This window comes from Salinicoccus siamensis (assembly GCF_055391965.1).
In genome coordinates, this window is the sequence record NZ_AP043765.1 from 726,284 (window position 1) to 742,572 (window position 16,289).

Genomic DNA, 16,289 nt, shown 5'->3' on the forward strand with positions numbered 1-16,289 from the left:
CTTATCCATCGTATTCAGGGTCCCTATGGGAAGGGTAGAGGCTTAGACCACCATCCGCCACTATCGTCTGGCCGGTGATATATACGGATTGCTCGGACGCCATGAAGGCGGCGATGTTGGAAATGTGTTCAGGTTCACCGACATAGCCCATCGGTACAAAATCATCGGCGCCCTCCTTTTCTTCAGGGGTCGAGAAGAACTCTTCATTTATAGGTGTGTTGATGCTGCCCGGGGCGATATTATTGATCCTGATGCCAAGCCGTGAATATTCAAGCGCCAACGACTGCGTAAGCAGCTTGACCCCGCCCTTACTCGCTGTATAATGCGCAAAATGGGGCCATGGGATAATTTCATGAACGCTTGATACATTGATGATCGTCCCTTTTTTTCCTGTGTCGAGGAAATGTTTCAAGGCCTCGCGTGAACCGATGAATGTGCCGCGCAGATTGGTGTTGATGACCTTATCGAATTCATCGACCGACAATTCGTGGCTTTTGACATCTTTTTGGATGCCGGCGTTATTGACGAGTACGTCGATGCCGCCGAATTTTTTGATGGTATCATCAATCAGATTGATGATATCCTGTTCTTCTGTGACATCACATTGCATTGTTGCAACGCGAGATTCTTCATTGCCGTTCAGTGATTCCACCAACCTTTGGGATTCTTCGCTGCCACTATGGTAGCTGAACATGACATTCATTCCTTCTTCGTGGTACCTCTTTACAATCGATTTGCCGATACCGCTCGAACCGCCTGTCACAACTGCAGTCTTTCCTGCCAAATCTTTATACATGCATGCATTCCTCCTGATCATTTACTTTATCGTTTACTTAATATGTATACCCAATTTTGCTCCCCCCAAGCCTAAGTGCAGATGATTTGATATAATGACAGCAATAAGATTTGAAGAGGTGTCCGATGAAACTAACAATTTTTGCAACGAGTGATGTGCATGGTGCGATATATCCGCACGATTACTTTAATGACATATATAAGTCCAAAAGTCTGCTGCATCTGAAATCTTTCATGGATGCTCATCGTTTAAAGCATCCGGATGATATCGTAATGACTGTCGATAATGGGGACTTCCTCCAAGGGGATGTATGGAATGATTATGACTACCGGCATAGTGATGACCCGCTCCTCGCCATTGAAGTGATGAATGACATATATGATGTAATCGGCCTTGGCAACCATGAATTCAACTTCGGCCTCGATTACCTCCTTAAAGCCTATCGTCAGGTTGAGGCGGAGATCGTCAATGCAAATGTCGACTTCCATCAACACGCGCTCGGTGATATTATAAAAAGATATGTCATCATAGACAAACAGACGCCAGAAGGATTGCTCAGGATCGGCTTTTTGAATGTAGTGCCCACCCAGATCATGAAATGGGACGCATTCCACCTTGAAGGTAGGGTGGAGGTCGAGGATATGAATAGGACGGTAAAGCATACTGCCAGAGAGATGAAGGAGGCGGGTGCCGATATCGTCATTCTGATGTCCCACTCCGGCATGAGCAAGGATCCTGACCATATCAGGCTCTATGGTGAGAACCAGACATTCCTCATGACTATGGTGAAAGATGTGGATGGCATCATCTTCGGGCACACCCACGAATTCTTTCCAGACCGAAACTTCGAAGCGCGGATTGATGCGATTGATTTCAAGCGTGGTGCCGTCAACGGGAAACCGATGGTGCAGCCGGGTGTTTCAGCGAGCCACTTAGGGTGCATTGAGTTCGACCTGGGGGTAGATGATGATGGGGCTTTTGAAATCAAGAATTCGAGGGCACATCTGATTGAATCCGAAAGCCTCACTCCAACTAGGGAGACGTTATCAAAATATGAAGCTTCCCATAGGAAGGTACTGGATTATCTTTCCGAACCGATTGGCCATATAGATGAAACGTGGCATACCTATTTCTCCCGCATCATTCCTTCCAAAGCAGTCCAAGCCGTAGCGGAAGCCAGCAAGGCATACGCCGAAACACTCATCAGTCGCGGCGACCTGGAACGGTTACCGGTGCTCGGCTTCAATGCTGTCACGAAAGCCGGCAGGGATGGACCGCATGACTTCACAGTCTTGGCGGGAGGGGAACTTACCCTCAGTGCAGCGATTGACCTCTATAAACATACAAACTCGATGGTCATCATCAAGATAGATGGAGGTATTCTCAAGGAATGGCTGGAGTGGAGCGCCTCCCAGTTCAATCAGGCAAATGAAAATGAAGATCTGCTGAAAGCCAATAGTTCCAAAAACGGTTTTCCAAGCTATAACTTCGATACATTCTTCGATCTGGAGTATACATTCGACATCTCGCGCTCGGCGCGCTACAGTGGAACGGCGAAGAAAATCAATGATAGTGAACGTGTCACCGAAATGAAATACCAGGGCAGGGACATAAAACCGGGGGATTCCTTCATTGTTCCGGCAAACAACTACAGGGTAGCCTATACCCCGTTCCTGAGAGACGCCGAAATACTCCATGAATCACAAAGGACCGTACGGGATATCGTCATCGAATATATGAGGACGAATCCACATTTTGACCATAAGAGACCGATGACCATCATCCCGGGCGGCACGTATATGTTCAAGACCGCCTCACATGCAAAAGCATATGTGGATGAACAAGCAGTCAGGCATACCGAAGAACTTGGCAACGGGTTCAGCTGGTATGAAATTGACTTAAAGGAGGATAAGCATGGCACAAGTGGCAAAGAATGAGCGATTCACCGCAACAGTCGAAGATTATACGCACGAGGGCATGGGTGTGGTGAAGATAGAAGGCTATCCAATTTTTATCCCGGATGTGCTGAAAGGTGAGGAGATAGATTTTAAAGTGGTGAAGGCCAACCGTAAATTCGGTTTCGGCAAGACACTTGAGGTCAAGGAGGCGTCAAACAACCGAATCAATCCGCCATGCCCCTATTACTTCCAATGCGGCGGATGCCAGATACAGACACTCGATTATCTTGAGCAGCAACATTTCAAGACAACTACCGTCGACAAGGCGATCAACCGCATGGGAAAACTCGACCTCAAGATAGAATCCATCATAGGTGCCGAGCCCCCATTCAATTACCGCAACAAGTCACAGATACCCGTGCAATTCAATGACGGCAAAGTTGAAATGGGATTCTACCGTCCGCGTAGCCATGACATCATTGATATAGATGACTGCCTCATCCAAAAGGACATCCATAATGAACTGATGGTATTCATCAGGGATGAATTCAACAAAGCAAGGATATCAGTCTATGATGAAGCATTGCACCAAGGCCTGGTTCGGCACGTCATCATCCGCTCAAACCACGACGACAGCGAAGTGCAGGTGGCCTTCGTCACGAACGGCAAGAAAAACCTCTTCGGCCCGGTCATTGAAGCAATCACAAAACAATTCCCGATGGTGACAAGCATCGTCCAGAACATCAATGACAAGAAGACGAATGTCATTTTCGGAGATGAAACCATAACATTGTACGGCAATGCGTACATCACCGATACACTGCTCGGCAAGCAGTTCCGCATCAAAGCGAAATCCTTCTACCAGGTGAACCATACGCAGACGGTAAAGCTTTATCAAAAAGCAATTGAGCTGGCTGACTTAAAAGGTGACGAAACGATCATCGACACATATTGCGGCATCGGGACGATCGGATTATGTGCAACAGACAGTGCGAAAAAGATCATCGGCATCGAAAGTGTGGAGTCGGCTGTCCTTGACGCAAGGGAAAATGCAGTATTGAATGGTGTGGATAACGCAGAATACCACTTGGGCAAATCGGAAGATGTCATGAAGCGGCTCGTCAGCCAAGGCGTCGAACCTGATGTCGTCTTTGTGGACCCCCCGAGGAAAGGATGCCACCCCGAATTTCTGGAAGCTTTGGCAGAAGTGGCGCCGGAGAAGATTGTATATGTATCATGCAATCCAAGTACCCTCCAGCGAGACTTGAACTACTTGACGGAGCATGGCTATAAAGCCGGACCGGTCACACCGGTCGATATGTTCCCACAGACGAATCATGTAGAAGCGGTGGTACGCCTGGAATTGAAATAGACTGGGAGCGTCTGCCTCGACATCACATGATTTTCTGCGCAAAGGGTAAAAGTTAATATGATTTCAAGGAGGTGCCATTTATGGACGAGCAAATGAATTATGGAGAAGATTATAAAACCGTGCCGGCTACATCCATCAAAAGCGGCACAGGCATCGAAGTATTGCCGGATCTTTTCACCTACACAATACAAATAGTCAATATACATCTTGTCGGTGATCCGAAGACGGGTGACTTTGTGCTGGTGGATGCAGGCATGCCAAACGCGCACGAGAAAATCATTTCAGCCGTTGAAGATCGTTTCGGGGAAGGACGCCGGCCACAGGCGATCATTTTGACCCACGGCCACTTCGATCATGTAGGAGCCATCATCGAGCTGGTGAAGTATTGGGATGTTCCGGTCTACGCCCACAAGCTGGAAATGCCGTTTCTGACCGGCAAGGAGCCCTACCCGAAACCGGACGCTACCGTTGAGGGAGGGATGGTCGCCAAGACATCGCCGATTTTCCCGGTAGATCCGATTGATTTGGGAGATAATGTAGAACCGCTTCCCGAGGACGGTAGTGTACCGCATATGCCGGAATTCAAATGGCTCCATTCACCAGGGCACACCCCGGGTCATGTCGCCCTATTCAGGGAGCGTGACAGGACATTGATTGCAGGCGACGCTTTTGTTGCTGTCAGACAGGAAAATCTATATGAAGTATTGACGCAGGAACTGGTGATCAGCGGGCCACCGAGATATCTGACCACAGATTGGCCATCCGCCAAAGAATCCGTGGTCACTCTTGAAGCGCTCAAACCGAGTGTTGCAGTGACCGGGCATGGGAAACCCCTCTCCGGGGAACTGTTGGCTGATGGCCTGAAGGAACTGGCTGAGAACTTTGATGAGATGGCGAAGCCTAAGCATGGCAAGTATGTGGACTAACCACATTGGCAGATAAAAGATGATTGTTGTAAGAAGGAAGGAAACATATGAAAAAAGATAATTTTTGGCATGAACTGCCGCGTCCGTTCTTCGTGTTGGCACCAATGGAAGAAGTGACGGATGTTGTATTCCGGCATGTCGTTGCAGAAGCGGCTGCTCCGGATGTTTATTTTACGGAATTTACAAATTCAGACAGCTACTGTCATCCAGAAGGCATCGACAGTGTCCGGGGCCGACTGATGTTCACTGAAGATGAACAGCCGATCGTCGCCCACATCTGGGGGGACCGCCCAGAACACTTCCGCCGGATGAGCATCGGGATGGCTGAAGAAGGATTCAAAGGCATCGACTTGAATATGGGGTGCCCTGTTCCTAACGTGGCTGGAGACGGTAAAGGGAGTGGATTGATAAAGCGTCCGGAAATCGCAGCAGAACTCATACAGGCGGCGAAAGCCGGCGGCTTGCCGGTCAGCGTCAAGACACGCCTTGGGTATGAAGAGACCGACGAGTGGAGAGAATGGCTCAAACATCTATTCGAGCAAGACATCGCAAACCTTTCCATCCACTTGCGTACGCGTAAAGAGATGAGCAAGTGTGATGCTCACTGGGAACTGATTCCAGAAATCCAGGAAATGCGCGACGCAATCGCCCCGGATACGCTGCTGACCATCAACGGTGATATTCCCGACCGCGAAACGGGCATGATGCTCGCCGAAAAATATGGGGTGGATGGCGTCATGATCGGGCGGGGGATCTTCAAGAACCCATTCGCGTTCGAGAAGGAACCGAAAATGCATAGCAGTAAAGAACTGCTTGATCTACTGAGGACACATCTCGATCTGTATGATCGCTACAATAGAGAGGTGCCCCGCAAATATACTGCCCTGCACCGCTTTTTCAAAATTTATATAAAAGGGTTCAGGGGCGCAGGCGCGCTTAGAAACAGTATGATGGGCACAAAATCGACCGAAGAAGCGCGGGCTCTGCTTGATGCGTTTGAACTCGAGGAAGCAGAAGAACAGAAAGTATGACATCCTCAATTTTGACATGAACTCCTGATTAAGCATCAGGAGTTCTTTAAGGTGGGAATTATTTCAGGAGTCATGGGATGAGGGGAGTCGCATCCAGACTCCAATAGGCACGCTGCTTTAACAGCCGGGTGAAGAATGTTATAGTATAGCAATGAAGTAGGGATTAAAAGAAACGAGGGATCATCATATGAATAGAGTCGACAGCATTGTTGATTTGATCGGGCATACACCTATGGTGAAGCTCAACAGAGTTGTGCCAGAAGGCGCTGCTGATGTCTATGTAAAACTTGAAATGTTCAACCCGAGCAAAAGTGTAAAGGACCGTGCGGCCTTCAGCATGCTGGACCAGGCTGAAGCGGATGGATTGATTGAGCCGGGCGGAACCATCATCGAGCCAACAAGCGGCAATACCGGTATAGGGTTGGCGATGAATGCGGCGGCAAAAGGCTATGACGCGATTTTCGTCCTGCCTGACAGCTCAACGAGTGAACGCATCAACCTTCTGAAGGCGTATGGCGCTGAAGTGGTGCTGACACCGGCTGAGGAGAAGATGCCGGGGTGCATCCGGAAGGCTAAGGAACTGCATGCTGAACTGCCTAACAGTTTCATCCCCCAACAATTCGAAAACAGTGCCAATCCGGATATCCACCGGACGACGACGGCGATTGAAATCCTGGATGATTTCGATTATGATCTCGACGCATTTGTCGCAACAGCCGGCACAGGCGGTACAATCACAGGTACCGGTGAAACTTTACGGGAGCACCTTAAAGACTTGCGCATTGCTGTGGTGGAGCCTGAAGGCTCGCCTGTACTGTCGGGGGGCAAGCCTGGTAAGCATAAGCTTGTCGGGACGAGCCCTGGCTTTATCCCGAATATATTGAATACCGATATATGGGATGAAATCATTCAAATAAAGGATGATGATGCAGTCGATATGTTCAGGAGGTTGGCTAAGGAAGAAGGCATTTTTGTCGGGCCTTCTGCGGGTGCTTCTGTATTTGCAGCGATTGAGGTCGCGAAGAGACTTGGCCCCGGTAAACGTGTGGCAGCAATTGCACCGGACACAGGGGAACGCTATATGAGCATGGGCTTAATAGAATAGAAAAAACGGCAGATCCATTCTGCCGTTTTTTTATGACCAAATGTACCGCTGGTGCGGATTCAAGCATTTAATACTGCTTCGTAGATAGCCTTGTCCGCTTCTGTGAATACATTGAAGATGACCTTGGTGAAATGATGCTCATGTGTTTTGAGCCATTCATCGACCGTCCATACAGCAATTTCTGCTGCATGCTCTTCCGGAAAATTGAACTCACCGGTGGAAATGGCCGGGAAGACGAGCGTTTTGACGTCTCCCTTTTCTTGTGCAATATCAAGGCATGACCTATAGCTGGATACTAGAGTTTCTTCATGTCTGCTTAATACTTCTTCTCCATCGGAGAGGGCTGGTCCAACGGTGTGGATGACGTACTTTGCAGGGAGATGGTAGCCTCTCGTGATTTTGGCATTCCCAGCTTCCTCATCCGTTTTCTGTCGATGGATGATTTCGGCTCCGTCATCCCTGAGCATTGGACCTGCTGCTGAGTGGATGACGTTGTCGATGCACCCATGGAGCGGCTGCATGCATCCGAGCAATTTTTCATTGGCGGCGTTGACGATGGCATCCGCTTCTATATTTGTAATGTCGCCCTGCCATAGGGCCATCTTATCCGCTTCCTTGAAACGCGTTTTAGGAAACTCGGATTGAATGCTTCTGATTGTTTCAGGAGATATCTTTTCTTTCTCCTCTTTTTCAATATGGAGGAGTTTGTCAAGCAGCTGCATCATTTCCTTATCGAGGGGGAGCGGTTGCCTGATATTGAGCAGTGCCCGGATAAGTTTACGCTGGGCGGTATAATCTTCTGGTATATCTATATCTTGTGTGCCGGCCTTTTCATTGCGCAGCATAAGAAGCACACGTTCAGCGAGCACCGCTTTATCATCGATGTCACTCATAGCTGGAGCGAACGGTTCTTCCAACCTGATCGCTTTCTTGTAGTTATCCATATTGATATTTGCCATTTCAATCACCTCACCGTATATTTTGTCATGAATATTTGAATAATGCCATGTATCCGTTTCAGAAGGATTTGTTCGATTACAACGATTCAGGAAGTAAAATCCATAGAGAAAGGGTATAGTGAAAGAACACAATTTAACTGGGAGGAATGGGATGATTACATTTTTGAAACTTGTTCTGATCGGCTTCATTTCAGGAGTGTTGCTTGCGGCAATTATGAAGATTGTGAGGAAGGCGACGGGAAATAAAGCGGATATACTACTCTACAATATGGATTATATACCAGTACTTAAACAATGGAGCGATAAGAGTATAACGGGTATCCTGTTCCATTATGCAACGTGCATATCGAGTGCGGTGGTGCTCTACTATATCTTGTTGCCGCTCGGCCTTGAGTCTTTGGTGTGGCCCTATATGGTTGTCTTCACTGCGGGAGGCGGCGTGCTTTATTTTCTGAGTGCATTGACTGAAACACCCCCTTCAAAGGATGATGCGGCTGCATGGTTCTACTGGACTCTCGGTCATGCGATATTCGGTTTTGCAGTAGGGGGGCTCATCGCAATCTTTATATAAAATAAGGTCACTTGGCAATTGGCCCATATAAAATTCAACATACAATTGTGGTAGTATCGATGGATATTGTAGAATGATGATAAAGAGAACAGATGGAGGGTGCTTGAGTGTCGAACAATAAAGCTGAAACATATGAAGTGAAAATAGACATGCTTGATAAGAAGGGCTCCGGTAGGGGGCACGTCTGGCGAGACGGGGGTGGCATCAATCCGAGGAAATTGAAGCTCACCGTACCCCAGACATTGATTGGAGAAGAAGTACAGGTGACAGTAGCGAATCCCGACCGAAAACGCGCCAGGGCACTGCCGGATGAAATCATCAAGCCAAGTGTGGAGCGCACTGTAGCGCCCTGTCCCCATTTTGACAAATGTGGAGGGTGCGTCTGGCAGCATTGGGATTACCAGGGGCAATTGGCCTATAAGGTGGCCGAAGTGCGCCGTTTTCTCGCGGGGAATGGGTTCGACCCCGATGTTGCAGCAGATGCGATCGGTATGGAGACGCCTTGGGAATACCGCAATAAGATGGAATTCACTTTCGGTCCTGAAGGCGGGCTGGGGCTGCATGAGCTCGGCAATTTCCGGAATGTCATCGACCTGGACACATGTCTGATAGCAGGTGGTCCGATGGTGCAGGCGATGCTTGAAGTTTCGCGGTGGCAGAAAGACCATGACCTCCCAGGTTATGATAAGGATGCGCACGCTGGACTGCTGCGCAATCTCATGACCCGATATTCACAGAAAACCGGAGAACTCATGCTTGCGATTTTCGCTACCGACTCCCCAAAGGCGCATCAAAAGGCAGTGGATGACCTGATATCGCGGTTGAGCAGCAAATTCAGTGGACTGGTCAGCTTCATGTGGATGGAGAATACAGATTGGGCGGATGTGGCGCAGGCAGAGCATACACACCTCCTTTATGGCCGTGATTACATCCATGATGAGATGTATGGCTATAAATATCGGATTTGGTTTGATACCTTCTTCCAGACGAATCCTGAACAGGCCGAGAAACTTGTTGAATTGGCGATTGAGATGGCAGAAGTGGGAAGTGAAGATCGCATGATCGACCTTTTCTGCGGCGTCGGCACCTTCTCCTTGCCTTTCGCGAAGCGGGTTAAGGCGCTTGCAGGCATAGAGATAGTGGAGACATCCATTGAATCGGCAAAAAGAAACGCTAAAGACAATGGCATCAATAACACTTATTTCCTGGCAAAAGATGCCCGCCGCGGAATGGATGAGATTTTACAGACATGGGGGACCCCTGATCTTTTGATGCTGGACCCACCACGTTCCGGTGCTGGTGGCAAGGTGATGCGCAGAATTGGACGACTCGGCACCGACCGCGTCGTCTATGTATCATGCAACCCGGAAAGTTTCGCTGAAGACATCACTTGGCTACGCGAATATGGCTATGAACTCAAGAGGGTCCAGCCGGTTGATCTGTTCCCACATACTGTGCATATAGAACTTGTCGCATTGCTCGAGAAGGCATAATGTCCGATCCAGAATGTAATTAGCCTAAACTTCAAGGAGGCAGTTATGAAACAATATCGCTATTCACTTTCTCCAGGTTCGAGGAAACACAAGGTTCTTATAGAAGATGAATCCGGGGATGAGATTGCACAGATCGACCGCACGGTGCTGAGGAACTGTGAGAGGCGTAATACTTACTCCTATACTTCTGCACAAGGCAGGATAGTAAAGCTCGGCCTAAAAAAGCGGAAGTTCCGGGATATGAATATATCCAAGTACATCCTGCAGACAGACCAGGGAGAAATGGTCTTCAAGGAAAGACCCGGCAGCAATCTCCTCCATTTTCGTGTGGACGGCAAGATTGATGGGCGTTTCCTGAGCATAGAAGAGGATTGGGCGGGCGATATGGAAGTCTACTACCATGGACGCCATGTTGCCACCGTCAAGGAAGATGTGGCCGCCAGGGAGACACTGATCCTTTCTGATCCGCAATTTGATGGGGAATCTCTGCCATTCTCAATCGTTGTCCTCATGTACTTCATGTTTAAGCTCTATAAAAGGGAACCTTGGCAGATGGCGGATATGCTATCCTGACTAATTGGAGAGGTTGGATCAAGCGTTGCACATTGAGTGAACAAAAAAATCACCCAGTCCGTGGACTGGGTGATTTAATATGACCCCGAGTGGATTTGAACCACCGACCCCTTGCCTGTCAAGCAAGTGCTCTCCCGCTGAGCTACGGGGTCTTGATATAATTTCTACATGTTCAAATTTACAACGGAGATATGGATTTGTCAATGGCATTATAATGGAATGTGTACATTTTACACATTCTTTTGCCCGTGCCCATAATTTAAAGCGTTGAAAACTGAAAGTACTGGAGGTTCCGCATGGATTTTGTATTTCTTATATTATCATTTATCGCAGCTCTCATATCATTGGTTATGTTCATTAAAGGTGTGTCCCTATACATATCGGGCAAAGGATACAAAAAAAGTTGGCAGACAGCTTTGATGCTGATTACGGTCGCCGGTGTGCTGGCTATACTGACTGCGCTTATGGACAGCAGTTCGACGCTTGGAACCGGCCTCCTCATTACAGCACTGTACGCCGTTTCTACAGCCATTGCGTTCGGTGTCGTCTATGCAGTGAAGAAGGCTCGTGGAGAGTCATCAAAAGGTTATTTGAGGTATGCTGCCATTGCACTTTTCTGTGCCATTGCAATGTTGGCAGTTTCGATATTCGTAGTTGATGATACAGAAAGCCCTGCGCGGGAAGCGCCTGGGGCATCGGGGTCGGATGGGGAACGGACTGTGGTCACCGTTGCTTCGTTCATAGATGGTGACACCACGCGTTTTAATTTTGAAGGCAATGATGTTTCGTTCCGTTATCTGCTGATAGATACGCCGGAGACGAACCACCCACGGATTGGGGAGCAGCCCTACGGTAAAGAAGCATCGGCACGGACGAAGGAAATTTTGAGTGGGGCAGACACTATAGAGGTCGAATTCGATGTCGGACCGAAGCAGGATCATTACGAGCGCTACCTCGCCTATATCTACGCAGATGGCAAGATGGTCAATGAAACCCTTGTCAGGGAAGGGCTTGCACAAGTCCGTTATATAAATCCCCCCAACACTACACATCTGGACCGGTTGGAGGAAGCACAGGAGAAGGCCAAAGAGGAATCGCTTGGCATCTGGTCACTTGATCAGCCCTTTGATTCCGAGGCCCACCAAAAAGATGAGAATCGTGGAAATGGCGATACAGGTACAAAAAACCAGTTCAGGAACTGTACAGAATTGAGGCAGGTACACCCCGACGGGGTGAAGGAGGGGCATCCTGCGTATAGCCTCAAAATGGATGGCGATCGAGACGGGTATGCGTGTGACTGAATCAGGCCATCATGTTTAATGCTTCCTGGAAACGTCAATATACTAAGTATAGACTACAAAGGAGTTGAGCTTTTAATGGAACCATTGTATCAAGTTACGATGATCAACACGGGTGGCCGCGATGGCGAGGTCCATAGCGAAGATAAATCCTTTTCGATGAATGTCAAGCAGCCGAAGCAGATGTCGGGCGAAGACACGAAAGAAACGAATCCCGAACAGCTATTTGCAGCAGCATATAGTGCATGCTTCAACAGTGCGCTCGACGGTGTCTTAAAAAAAGCGAAGGCGGATGACGTCAAGCGTGCGGTCAAGGCAACAGCAAAACTATTGAAGGACGAGACGGATGGAGGCTTCAAACTTGGAGCTGAAGTCGAGGTGGAATTTGAAGGAGTAGAACAAAGTGACGCAGACAAGTATGTAGAGGATGCGCACAAACTCTGCCCGTATTCCAAAATGGCTCAAAATGGTATAGACGTCAAGATTAATGCCACTACCAAGTAATAACTCAAAAGGGATGGGAGCTCGGCCCCCATCCCTTTTTCATGTCATGAATGTTATAATACATTGATAAAACCCATCAAATGGAGGAGAATACTCTGGTTTATCTTATTTGTGCACTCTACATAGGAATCATCTTATTGGCGGTCTATCTTATGACCCGAAAAGAAGAAGGGCAGACAAAGATCGGCGTCCGGGGGTATTTTGCGGTAGTCACTGCATTGTTTCTTACAAGTGTGGTCTTGTTTACCCTTTTTGATGTCGGCGGTGGAAACCCGCGCTTCATTCTCATATTCTCATACCTATTCGTCATCCCACTCCTGATGCTTATCGGCTACAAAATACTAGGTTACATCAAAGGATATACTCAGGCACAGCGTCTTGCGCTTGGTTTCGCCGGCCTTTTGAACTTGCTGGTATTCGGATATATACTGCTGTTCATATTCACATGGCTGTTCTACTATATGATTTAAGCGTGAAACATATTTGAAAAGCCCGGACGTCCTCTTTCTTATCAGGGGATGCCCGGGCTTTATTTAGTTATGTCACACTATAAAGGGTCAGAAGATGAGTGCGAGCATTGCTATCAAAATGCCGATTGATGCCATCCTGATGGAGAATCCAATGTTCATTCTGGTGATTTTATAGGGGTTGAGCCCCATGCTCTGTGCGGTCATGGTGGCATTGATGCCATACGGTGCAGCAGGGGATATGCCCATGCCGCAGACGATCATGACCAAAGAGATGCTCAATGCATTTTCAGGCGTCAACACCGGCACCAGCACCTCTGCTAAAATGGCGAGTGTCGCCACTGGGTGAACGCCGACCATCGCAAGGCCATAGATGACGATCATGATGAGTATCAGGATCAGAACAAGCAGGTGATCGACGTAGCCGAAGACCTTTTGCATCATGGAGGGGGCGGCACTGCTGTTGAAACCGCCTGCGAATATGCCCAGCGACAAGAATAGGACGGCAAAATTTTGAAGGTGATTATTATGATCCTTCCAAGTCGACCACCCCGTTTTCAGGAACAGCCTGAACCGGCGCATGATGAGCGCGGCGGTAAAGGAGAACGGCAGTATGATTAAAGCAATGGTCATGATGAAGTCGAGGGCAGCCCAAGTGTTGAGGATCATCACTGCCCCGAGGAAGCTGACGAGCAACAAGAGCATCTTTAAGAGTGTCCTGATTAGCCGCTTGCTGTCGATTTCCGGGGACTGGACGTCAAGTGTCATGCCTTGAAATTCTTTTGTGGCAATGAACAGTTCAATCAGGCCTACGAGCAGGGAGACGGCGATGAGCCATGGCAAAAGTGTAAAGTAGGAAGTGCCTGTCGAGTCGACAGTGAGGCCTACAATCACTTCAAGGGGGCTCCAGATTACAGCCAGGGCGAAGGCGCGCAATGTAGATTTGATGATGAATGTATTCCTGAGTGAATCATCTTCATTCTCGAACAGGCGCCATAAGACATTTTGGATGATGTAGAGTGCTGAGATGTTGAGGAAGATGGCCAGGAAGTATGAAGTGAACATACTTTTGCCATAGATCTTTTCAACCCTATCTGCCTTGTCTTGGATCATGTCCGTGATGCTCGAATCCATACCCCCGACTTTCACGACAATGCCGATCCATGGCAGGATACTGAAGAAGAACAATAAGGGCAGGTTGTCCGTGATATGGGAGGCAACAGCTGCAATGCTGTTGCCTGCTGATAACGAAAGCACTATACCGGCAGTGATGAAGAGAACGCCGATGATCTTAAACAGCCTGGAACCGAAAACCCATGAGATGAGCAGTACCCCAATCGTGTAGACAGTCGTGGTATATGAGAGGAACTCGCTTCCTGTAAAGAATTGCAGCAGGAACAGAAGGAATAAGGACCCATATATGTAAAAGAAACTGTTCAATACACCTGGATTACGCAGGATATTCAATGCAACACCTTCCTTACACCTGGATTACGCAGGATATTCAATGCAACACCTTCCTTCGTATTATATATGAGGCGATCTGAGTGACCTATGGGACAGGTGAAATCCTATAGGTATGAAAAATCATTCAGATCAAGCACTGTGTCTTGCCCTGTGAGGTGATTCGCCACTTCACGGCCGACAAGGGGGCTTGCGGTAAGACCTGTTGCGCCCATGCCGTTTATCACTATCGTCCTATCATCTACGGCACCGATGAAAGGGAGGAAGTCACGCGCATATGGCTTTAGACCGACCATCATCTTGATGTCTTCTATGGTGGAATCGGGGAAGTATCGCTCAGCGAGATCCCTTAGATATCGGTAATTTTCTTCTGATGGTTCCGCAGAAAAACTATCAGTGTCTTCATGGGTGGTACCAATCGCATATTGATTGATTCCCATTTCGACGATATAGATCGGACCGAGTGCCATGACGACAGGACGAGGCTGTTTGTTGTTCGAATCCTTGAGGCGGAAATGCAGTACTTCAGAGCGCTGGTGGCGTATATGAGGTTCGTGCTGCTGTTCAATGCCCCAGGCACCAGTTGCATAGATGAGGGTGCCTGATGCATTGGAGGGGTCAAATTCCCCATTGATCCATTCCCCGCCATATTTAAGGAAGCCGGCTTTCAAAGCTTTCAATAGTTCAGCCCCCTTGACCTGGCCGCCGCCTTCGACCAGGACCCCTGGATAGAGGTCGGTCAAATCTGGATGCATCTGTGCGACTTCTTCCCTTGAGACTTTCCGGACCGTCCCCATTTCAGGCGCATCTGCCTGTTTGGCCGAAATACGCTTGAAGGCAAGTTCCTGTACATGGTCGTCCTTGAATAGGCTGATTGAACCTTCCCGCCTATAACCACTGTCGAGGCCAGTTTCGGCTTTAAGTGCTTCGATGAACTCCGGATAGTATTTTGCGCTCTCTCTTACCAGGGCATACCATTTTTTGTTCCTCCTCTGGCTGACCCAGGGGCAGATGATGCCCGCAGAGGCCTCTGTGGCCTTGCCGGTATCGTTACGGTCGTACAATCTGACGGCATACCCTTTCTTCGCAAGATGGTATGCGGTGGAGGCGCCGGCGATACCGCCGCCTATGATGGTGAAATCTATCACTCTATACACTCCTGTCTCTAATGCTTTATAGTAGTCTAACATTATTTGATTGTATTATGATACAGTGCATCTGAAAGGAGTTCTACAATGGAAGATAAATATGTATTGGATGTGTTTAAAGATCACTCGGTGCTTAAGGTACTGAATATAATGACCATCTCGATTACGATTCTGTCATTTGCGGTATTTTATCTCCTAGAGCTATTCGCAGCCGGTGGAGGGAGTTCCGCTTTAGCCGGCTTTGACCAGCTTGGTGTGTTCGGAGCAGTATTTTTTGTCATGGCACTTCTTTTTGCCATCATCACTTTCCACGAAGCCATCCATGGTCTGTTCTTCAAGATATTTGCACCATCCGGCCGAGTGCGTTTCGGCTATAAGTCCGGGATGTTCTATGCTGCGGCACCAGGGGAGGTCTTCAGCAGGGGACGGTTCATCATAATCATCCTGATGCCCTTCATCATCATTACCACATTGATGCTGATTCTGATGATGACCACTTCACACGGTGCCTTCAAATATCTTCTTGCCCTCCACACCGGAGCATGTGCAGGTGATTTCTACTACGTGTATCTGCTCATGCGCAAAAATCATATGAAGTTTGTTGAAGATACCGAGGTCGGTATGACGATGTATAGAACTCATCCGGGGGGCATGCACTAGGAACATCTGTTCGTTTTATGTTAT

16 protein-coding genes and 1 tRNA gene are annotated in these 16,289 nt (G+C 48.3%); 12 read left to right on the forward strand and 5 right to left on the reverse strand.

Features of this window, described 5'->3' with window-relative positions; genetic code table 11:
• Position 1: 1 nt before the first annotated feature.
• Positions 2-796, reverse strand: coding sequence for a glucose 1-dehydrogenase (locus ACZ5LF_RS03675; RefSeq protein ID WP_380570503.1), 795 nt, complete (start codon positions 794-796; stop codon positions 2-4).
• A gap of 125 nt (positions 797-921) precedes the next feature.
• Here ACZ5LF_RS03675 and ACZ5LF_RS03680 point away from each other — a divergent pair, with 125 nt between their 5' ends.
• The 5 genes from ACZ5LF_RS03680 (at position 922) to cysK (ending at position 7,128) form a co-directional block, all read left to right on the forward strand.
• Positions 922-2,733, forward strand: a complete 1,812-nt coding sequence (locus ACZ5LF_RS03680; protein ID WP_380570502.1) for a 5'-nucleotidase C-terminal domain-containing protein — start codon at positions 922-924, stop codon at positions 2,731-2,733.
• Positions 2,711-4,066, forward strand: a complete 1,356-nt coding sequence (rlmD, locus tag ACZ5LF_RS03685) for a 23S rRNA (uracil(1939)-C(5))-methyltransferase RlmD (protein ID WP_380570501.1) — start codon at positions 2,711-2,713, stop codon at positions 4,064-4,066. Before ACZ5LF_RS03680 ends, rlmD (ACZ5LF_RS03685) begins: the two co-directional genes overlap by 23 nt.
• Before the next feature lie 80 nt (positions 4,067-4,146).
• Positions 4,147-4,992, forward strand: coding sequence for an MBL fold metallo-hydrolase (locus tag ACZ5LF_RS03690; RefSeq protein ID WP_380570500.1), 846 nt, complete (start codon positions 4,147-4,149; stop codon positions 4,990-4,992).
• Positions 4,993-5,039: 47 nt separating this feature from the next.
• Positions 5,040-6,023, forward strand: coding sequence for a tRNA dihydrouridine synthase (locus ACZ5LF_RS03695; protein WP_380570499.1), 984 nt, complete (start codon positions 5,040-5,042; stop codon positions 6,021-6,023).
• Positions 6,024-6,210: 187 nt separating this feature from the next.
• Positions 6,211-7,128, forward strand: coding sequence for a cysteine synthase A (gene cysK, locus ACZ5LF_RS03700; protein WP_380570498.1), 918 nt, complete (start codon positions 6,211-6,213; stop codon positions 7,126-7,128).
• A gap of 59 nt (positions 7,129-7,187) precedes the next feature.
• Here the strand turns inward: cysK and ACZ5LF_RS03705 are convergent, their stop codons facing one another.
• On the reverse strand, positions 7,188-8,087 hold the full coding sequence (locus ACZ5LF_RS03705; RefSeq protein ID WP_380570497.1) for a protein-ADP-ribose hydrolase: 900 nt from the start codon (positions 8,085-8,087) through the stop codon (positions 7,188-7,190).
• A 151-nt stretch (positions 8,088-8,238) separates the two neighbouring features.
• On the opposite strand from ACZ5LF_RS03705, the gene ACZ5LF_RS03710 reads away from it, so the two are divergent.
• The 3 genes from ACZ5LF_RS03710 (at position 8,239) to ACZ5LF_RS03720 (ending at position 10,724) form a co-directional block, all read left to right on the forward strand.
• Positions 8,239-8,658, forward strand: a complete 420-nt coding sequence (locus ACZ5LF_RS03710) for a hypothetical protein (protein ID WP_380570495.1) — start codon at positions 8,239-8,241, stop codon at positions 8,656-8,658.
• Positions 8,659-8,765: 107 nt separating this feature from the next.
• Positions 8,766-10,151, forward strand: a complete 1,386-nt coding sequence (rlmD, locus tag ACZ5LF_RS03715; RefSeq protein WP_380570494.1) for a 23S rRNA (uracil(1939)-C(5))-methyltransferase RlmD — start codon at positions 8,766-8,768, stop codon at positions 10,149-10,151.
• 45 nt (positions 10,152-10,196) lie between these two features.
• Complete coding sequence (locus ACZ5LF_RS03720) at positions 10,197-10,724, forward strand: hypothetical protein (protein ID WP_380570493.1); 528 nt, start codon at positions 10,197-10,199, stop codon at positions 10,722-10,724.
• A gap of 80 nt (positions 10,725-10,804) precedes the next feature.
• Here ACZ5LF_RS03720 and ACZ5LF_RS03725 read toward each other — a convergent pair.
• A tRNA-Val gene (locus ACZ5LF_RS03725) sits at positions 10,805-10,876 on the reverse strand.
• A gap of 144 nt (positions 10,877-11,020) precedes the next feature.
• Between ACZ5LF_RS03725 and ACZ5LF_RS03730 the strand changes: the two genes are divergently transcribed.
• The 3 genes from ACZ5LF_RS03730 (at position 11,021) to ACZ5LF_RS03740 (ending at position 12,996) form a co-directional block, all read left to right on the forward strand.
• A complete protein-coding gene (locus ACZ5LF_RS03730) occupies positions 11,021-12,025 on the forward strand; it encodes a thermonuclease family protein (RefSeq protein ID WP_380570492.1) in 1,005 nt (334 codons plus the stop codon).
• 75 nt (positions 12,026-12,100) lie between these two features.
• Positions 12,101-12,526: an Ohr family peroxiredoxin gene (locus ACZ5LF_RS03735; RefSeq protein WP_380570491.1), complete on the forward strand. Its 426-nt coding sequence runs from the start codon at positions 12,101-12,103 to the stop codon at positions 12,524-12,526.
• A 152-nt stretch (positions 12,527-12,678) separates the two neighbouring features.
• On the forward strand, positions 12,679-12,996 hold the full coding sequence (locus tag ACZ5LF_RS03740; protein ID WP_380570489.1) for a hypothetical protein: 318 nt from the start codon (positions 12,679-12,681) through the stop codon (positions 12,994-12,996).
• Positions 12,997-13,083: 87 nt separating this feature from the next.
• Here the strand turns inward: ACZ5LF_RS03740 and ACZ5LF_RS03745 are convergent, their stop codons facing one another.
• The gene (locus tag ACZ5LF_RS03745; RefSeq protein WP_380570488.1) at positions 13,084-14,460 is read right to left on the reverse strand and encodes a hypothetical protein; all 1,377 of its coding nucleotides are present in this window, start codon (positions 14,458-14,460) and stop codon (positions 13,084-13,086) included.
• A 104-nt stretch (positions 14,461-14,564) separates the two neighbouring features.
• Positions 14,565-15,605 (reverse strand): NAD(P)/FAD-dependent oxidoreductase, encoded by a 1,041-nt coding sequence (locus ACZ5LF_RS03750; protein ID WP_380570487.1) that lies wholly within the window; start codon positions 15,603-15,605, stop codon positions 14,565-14,567.
• 87 nt (positions 15,606-15,692) lie between these two features.
• Here ACZ5LF_RS03750 and ACZ5LF_RS03755 point away from each other — a divergent pair, with 87 nt between their 5' ends.
• Complete coding sequence (locus ACZ5LF_RS03755; RefSeq protein ID WP_380570486.1) at positions 15,693-16,265, forward strand: DUF3267 domain-containing protein; 573 nt, start codon at positions 15,693-15,695, stop codon at positions 16,263-16,265.
• Positions 16,266-16,289: the final 24 nt, after the last annotated feature.

What these genes read in the sequence shown, in the direction of transcription:
- ACZ5LF_RS03680 (WP_380570502.1), top strand. Translation starts at nt 922, where the DNA reads ATGAAACTAACAATTTTTGCAACGAGTGATGTGCATGGTGCGATATAT.
- ACZ5LF_RS03710 (WP_380570495.1), top strand. Translation starts at nt 8,239, where the DNA reads ATGATTACATTTTTGAAACTTGTTCTGATCGGCTTCATTTCAGGAGTG.
- ACZ5LF_RS03755 (WP_380570486.1), top strand. Translation starts at nt 15,693, where the DNA reads ATGGAAGATAAATATGTATTGGATGTGTTTAAAGATCACTCGGTGCTT.
- rlmD (WP_380570501.1), top strand. Translation starts at nt 2,711, where the DNA reads ATGGCACAAGTGGCAAAGAATGAGCGATTCACCGCAACAGTCGAAGAT.
- ACZ5LF_RS03675 (WP_380570503.1), bottom strand. Translation starts at nt 796, where the DNA reads ATGTATAAAGATTTGGCAGGAAAGACTGCAGTTGTGACAGGCGGTTCG.
- ACZ5LF_RS03690 (WP_380570500.1), top strand. Translation starts at nt 4,147, where the DNA reads ATGGACGAGCAAATGAATTATGGAGAAGATTATAAAACCGTGCCGGCT.
- ACZ5LF_RS03705 (WP_380570497.1), bottom strand. Translation starts at nt 8,087, where the DNA reads ATGGCAAATATCAATATGGATAACTACAAGAAAGCGATCAGGTTGGAA.
- ACZ5LF_RS03720 (WP_380570493.1), top strand. Translation starts at nt 10,197, where the DNA reads ATGAAACAATATCGCTATTCACTTTCTCCAGGTTCGAGGAAACACAAG.
- ACZ5LF_RS03735 (WP_380570491.1), top strand. Translation starts at nt 12,101, where the DNA reads ATGGAACCATTGTATCAAGTTACGATGATCAACACGGGTGGCCGCGAT.
- cysK (WP_380570498.1), top strand. Translation starts at nt 6,211, where the DNA reads ATGAATAGAGTCGACAGCATTGTTGATTTGATCGGGCATACACCTATG.
- ACZ5LF_RS03695 (WP_380570499.1), top strand. Translation starts at nt 5,040, where the DNA reads ATGAAAAAAGATAATTTTTGGCATGAACTGCCGCGTCCGTTCTTCGTG.
- ACZ5LF_RS03730 (WP_380570492.1), top strand. Translation starts at nt 11,021, where the DNA reads ATGGATTTTGTATTTCTTATATTATCATTTATCGCAGCTCTCATATCA.
- ACZ5LF_RS03740 (WP_380570489.1), top strand. Translation starts at nt 12,679, where the DNA reads ATGACCCGAAAAGAAGAAGGGCAGACAAAGATCGGCGTCCGGGGGTAT.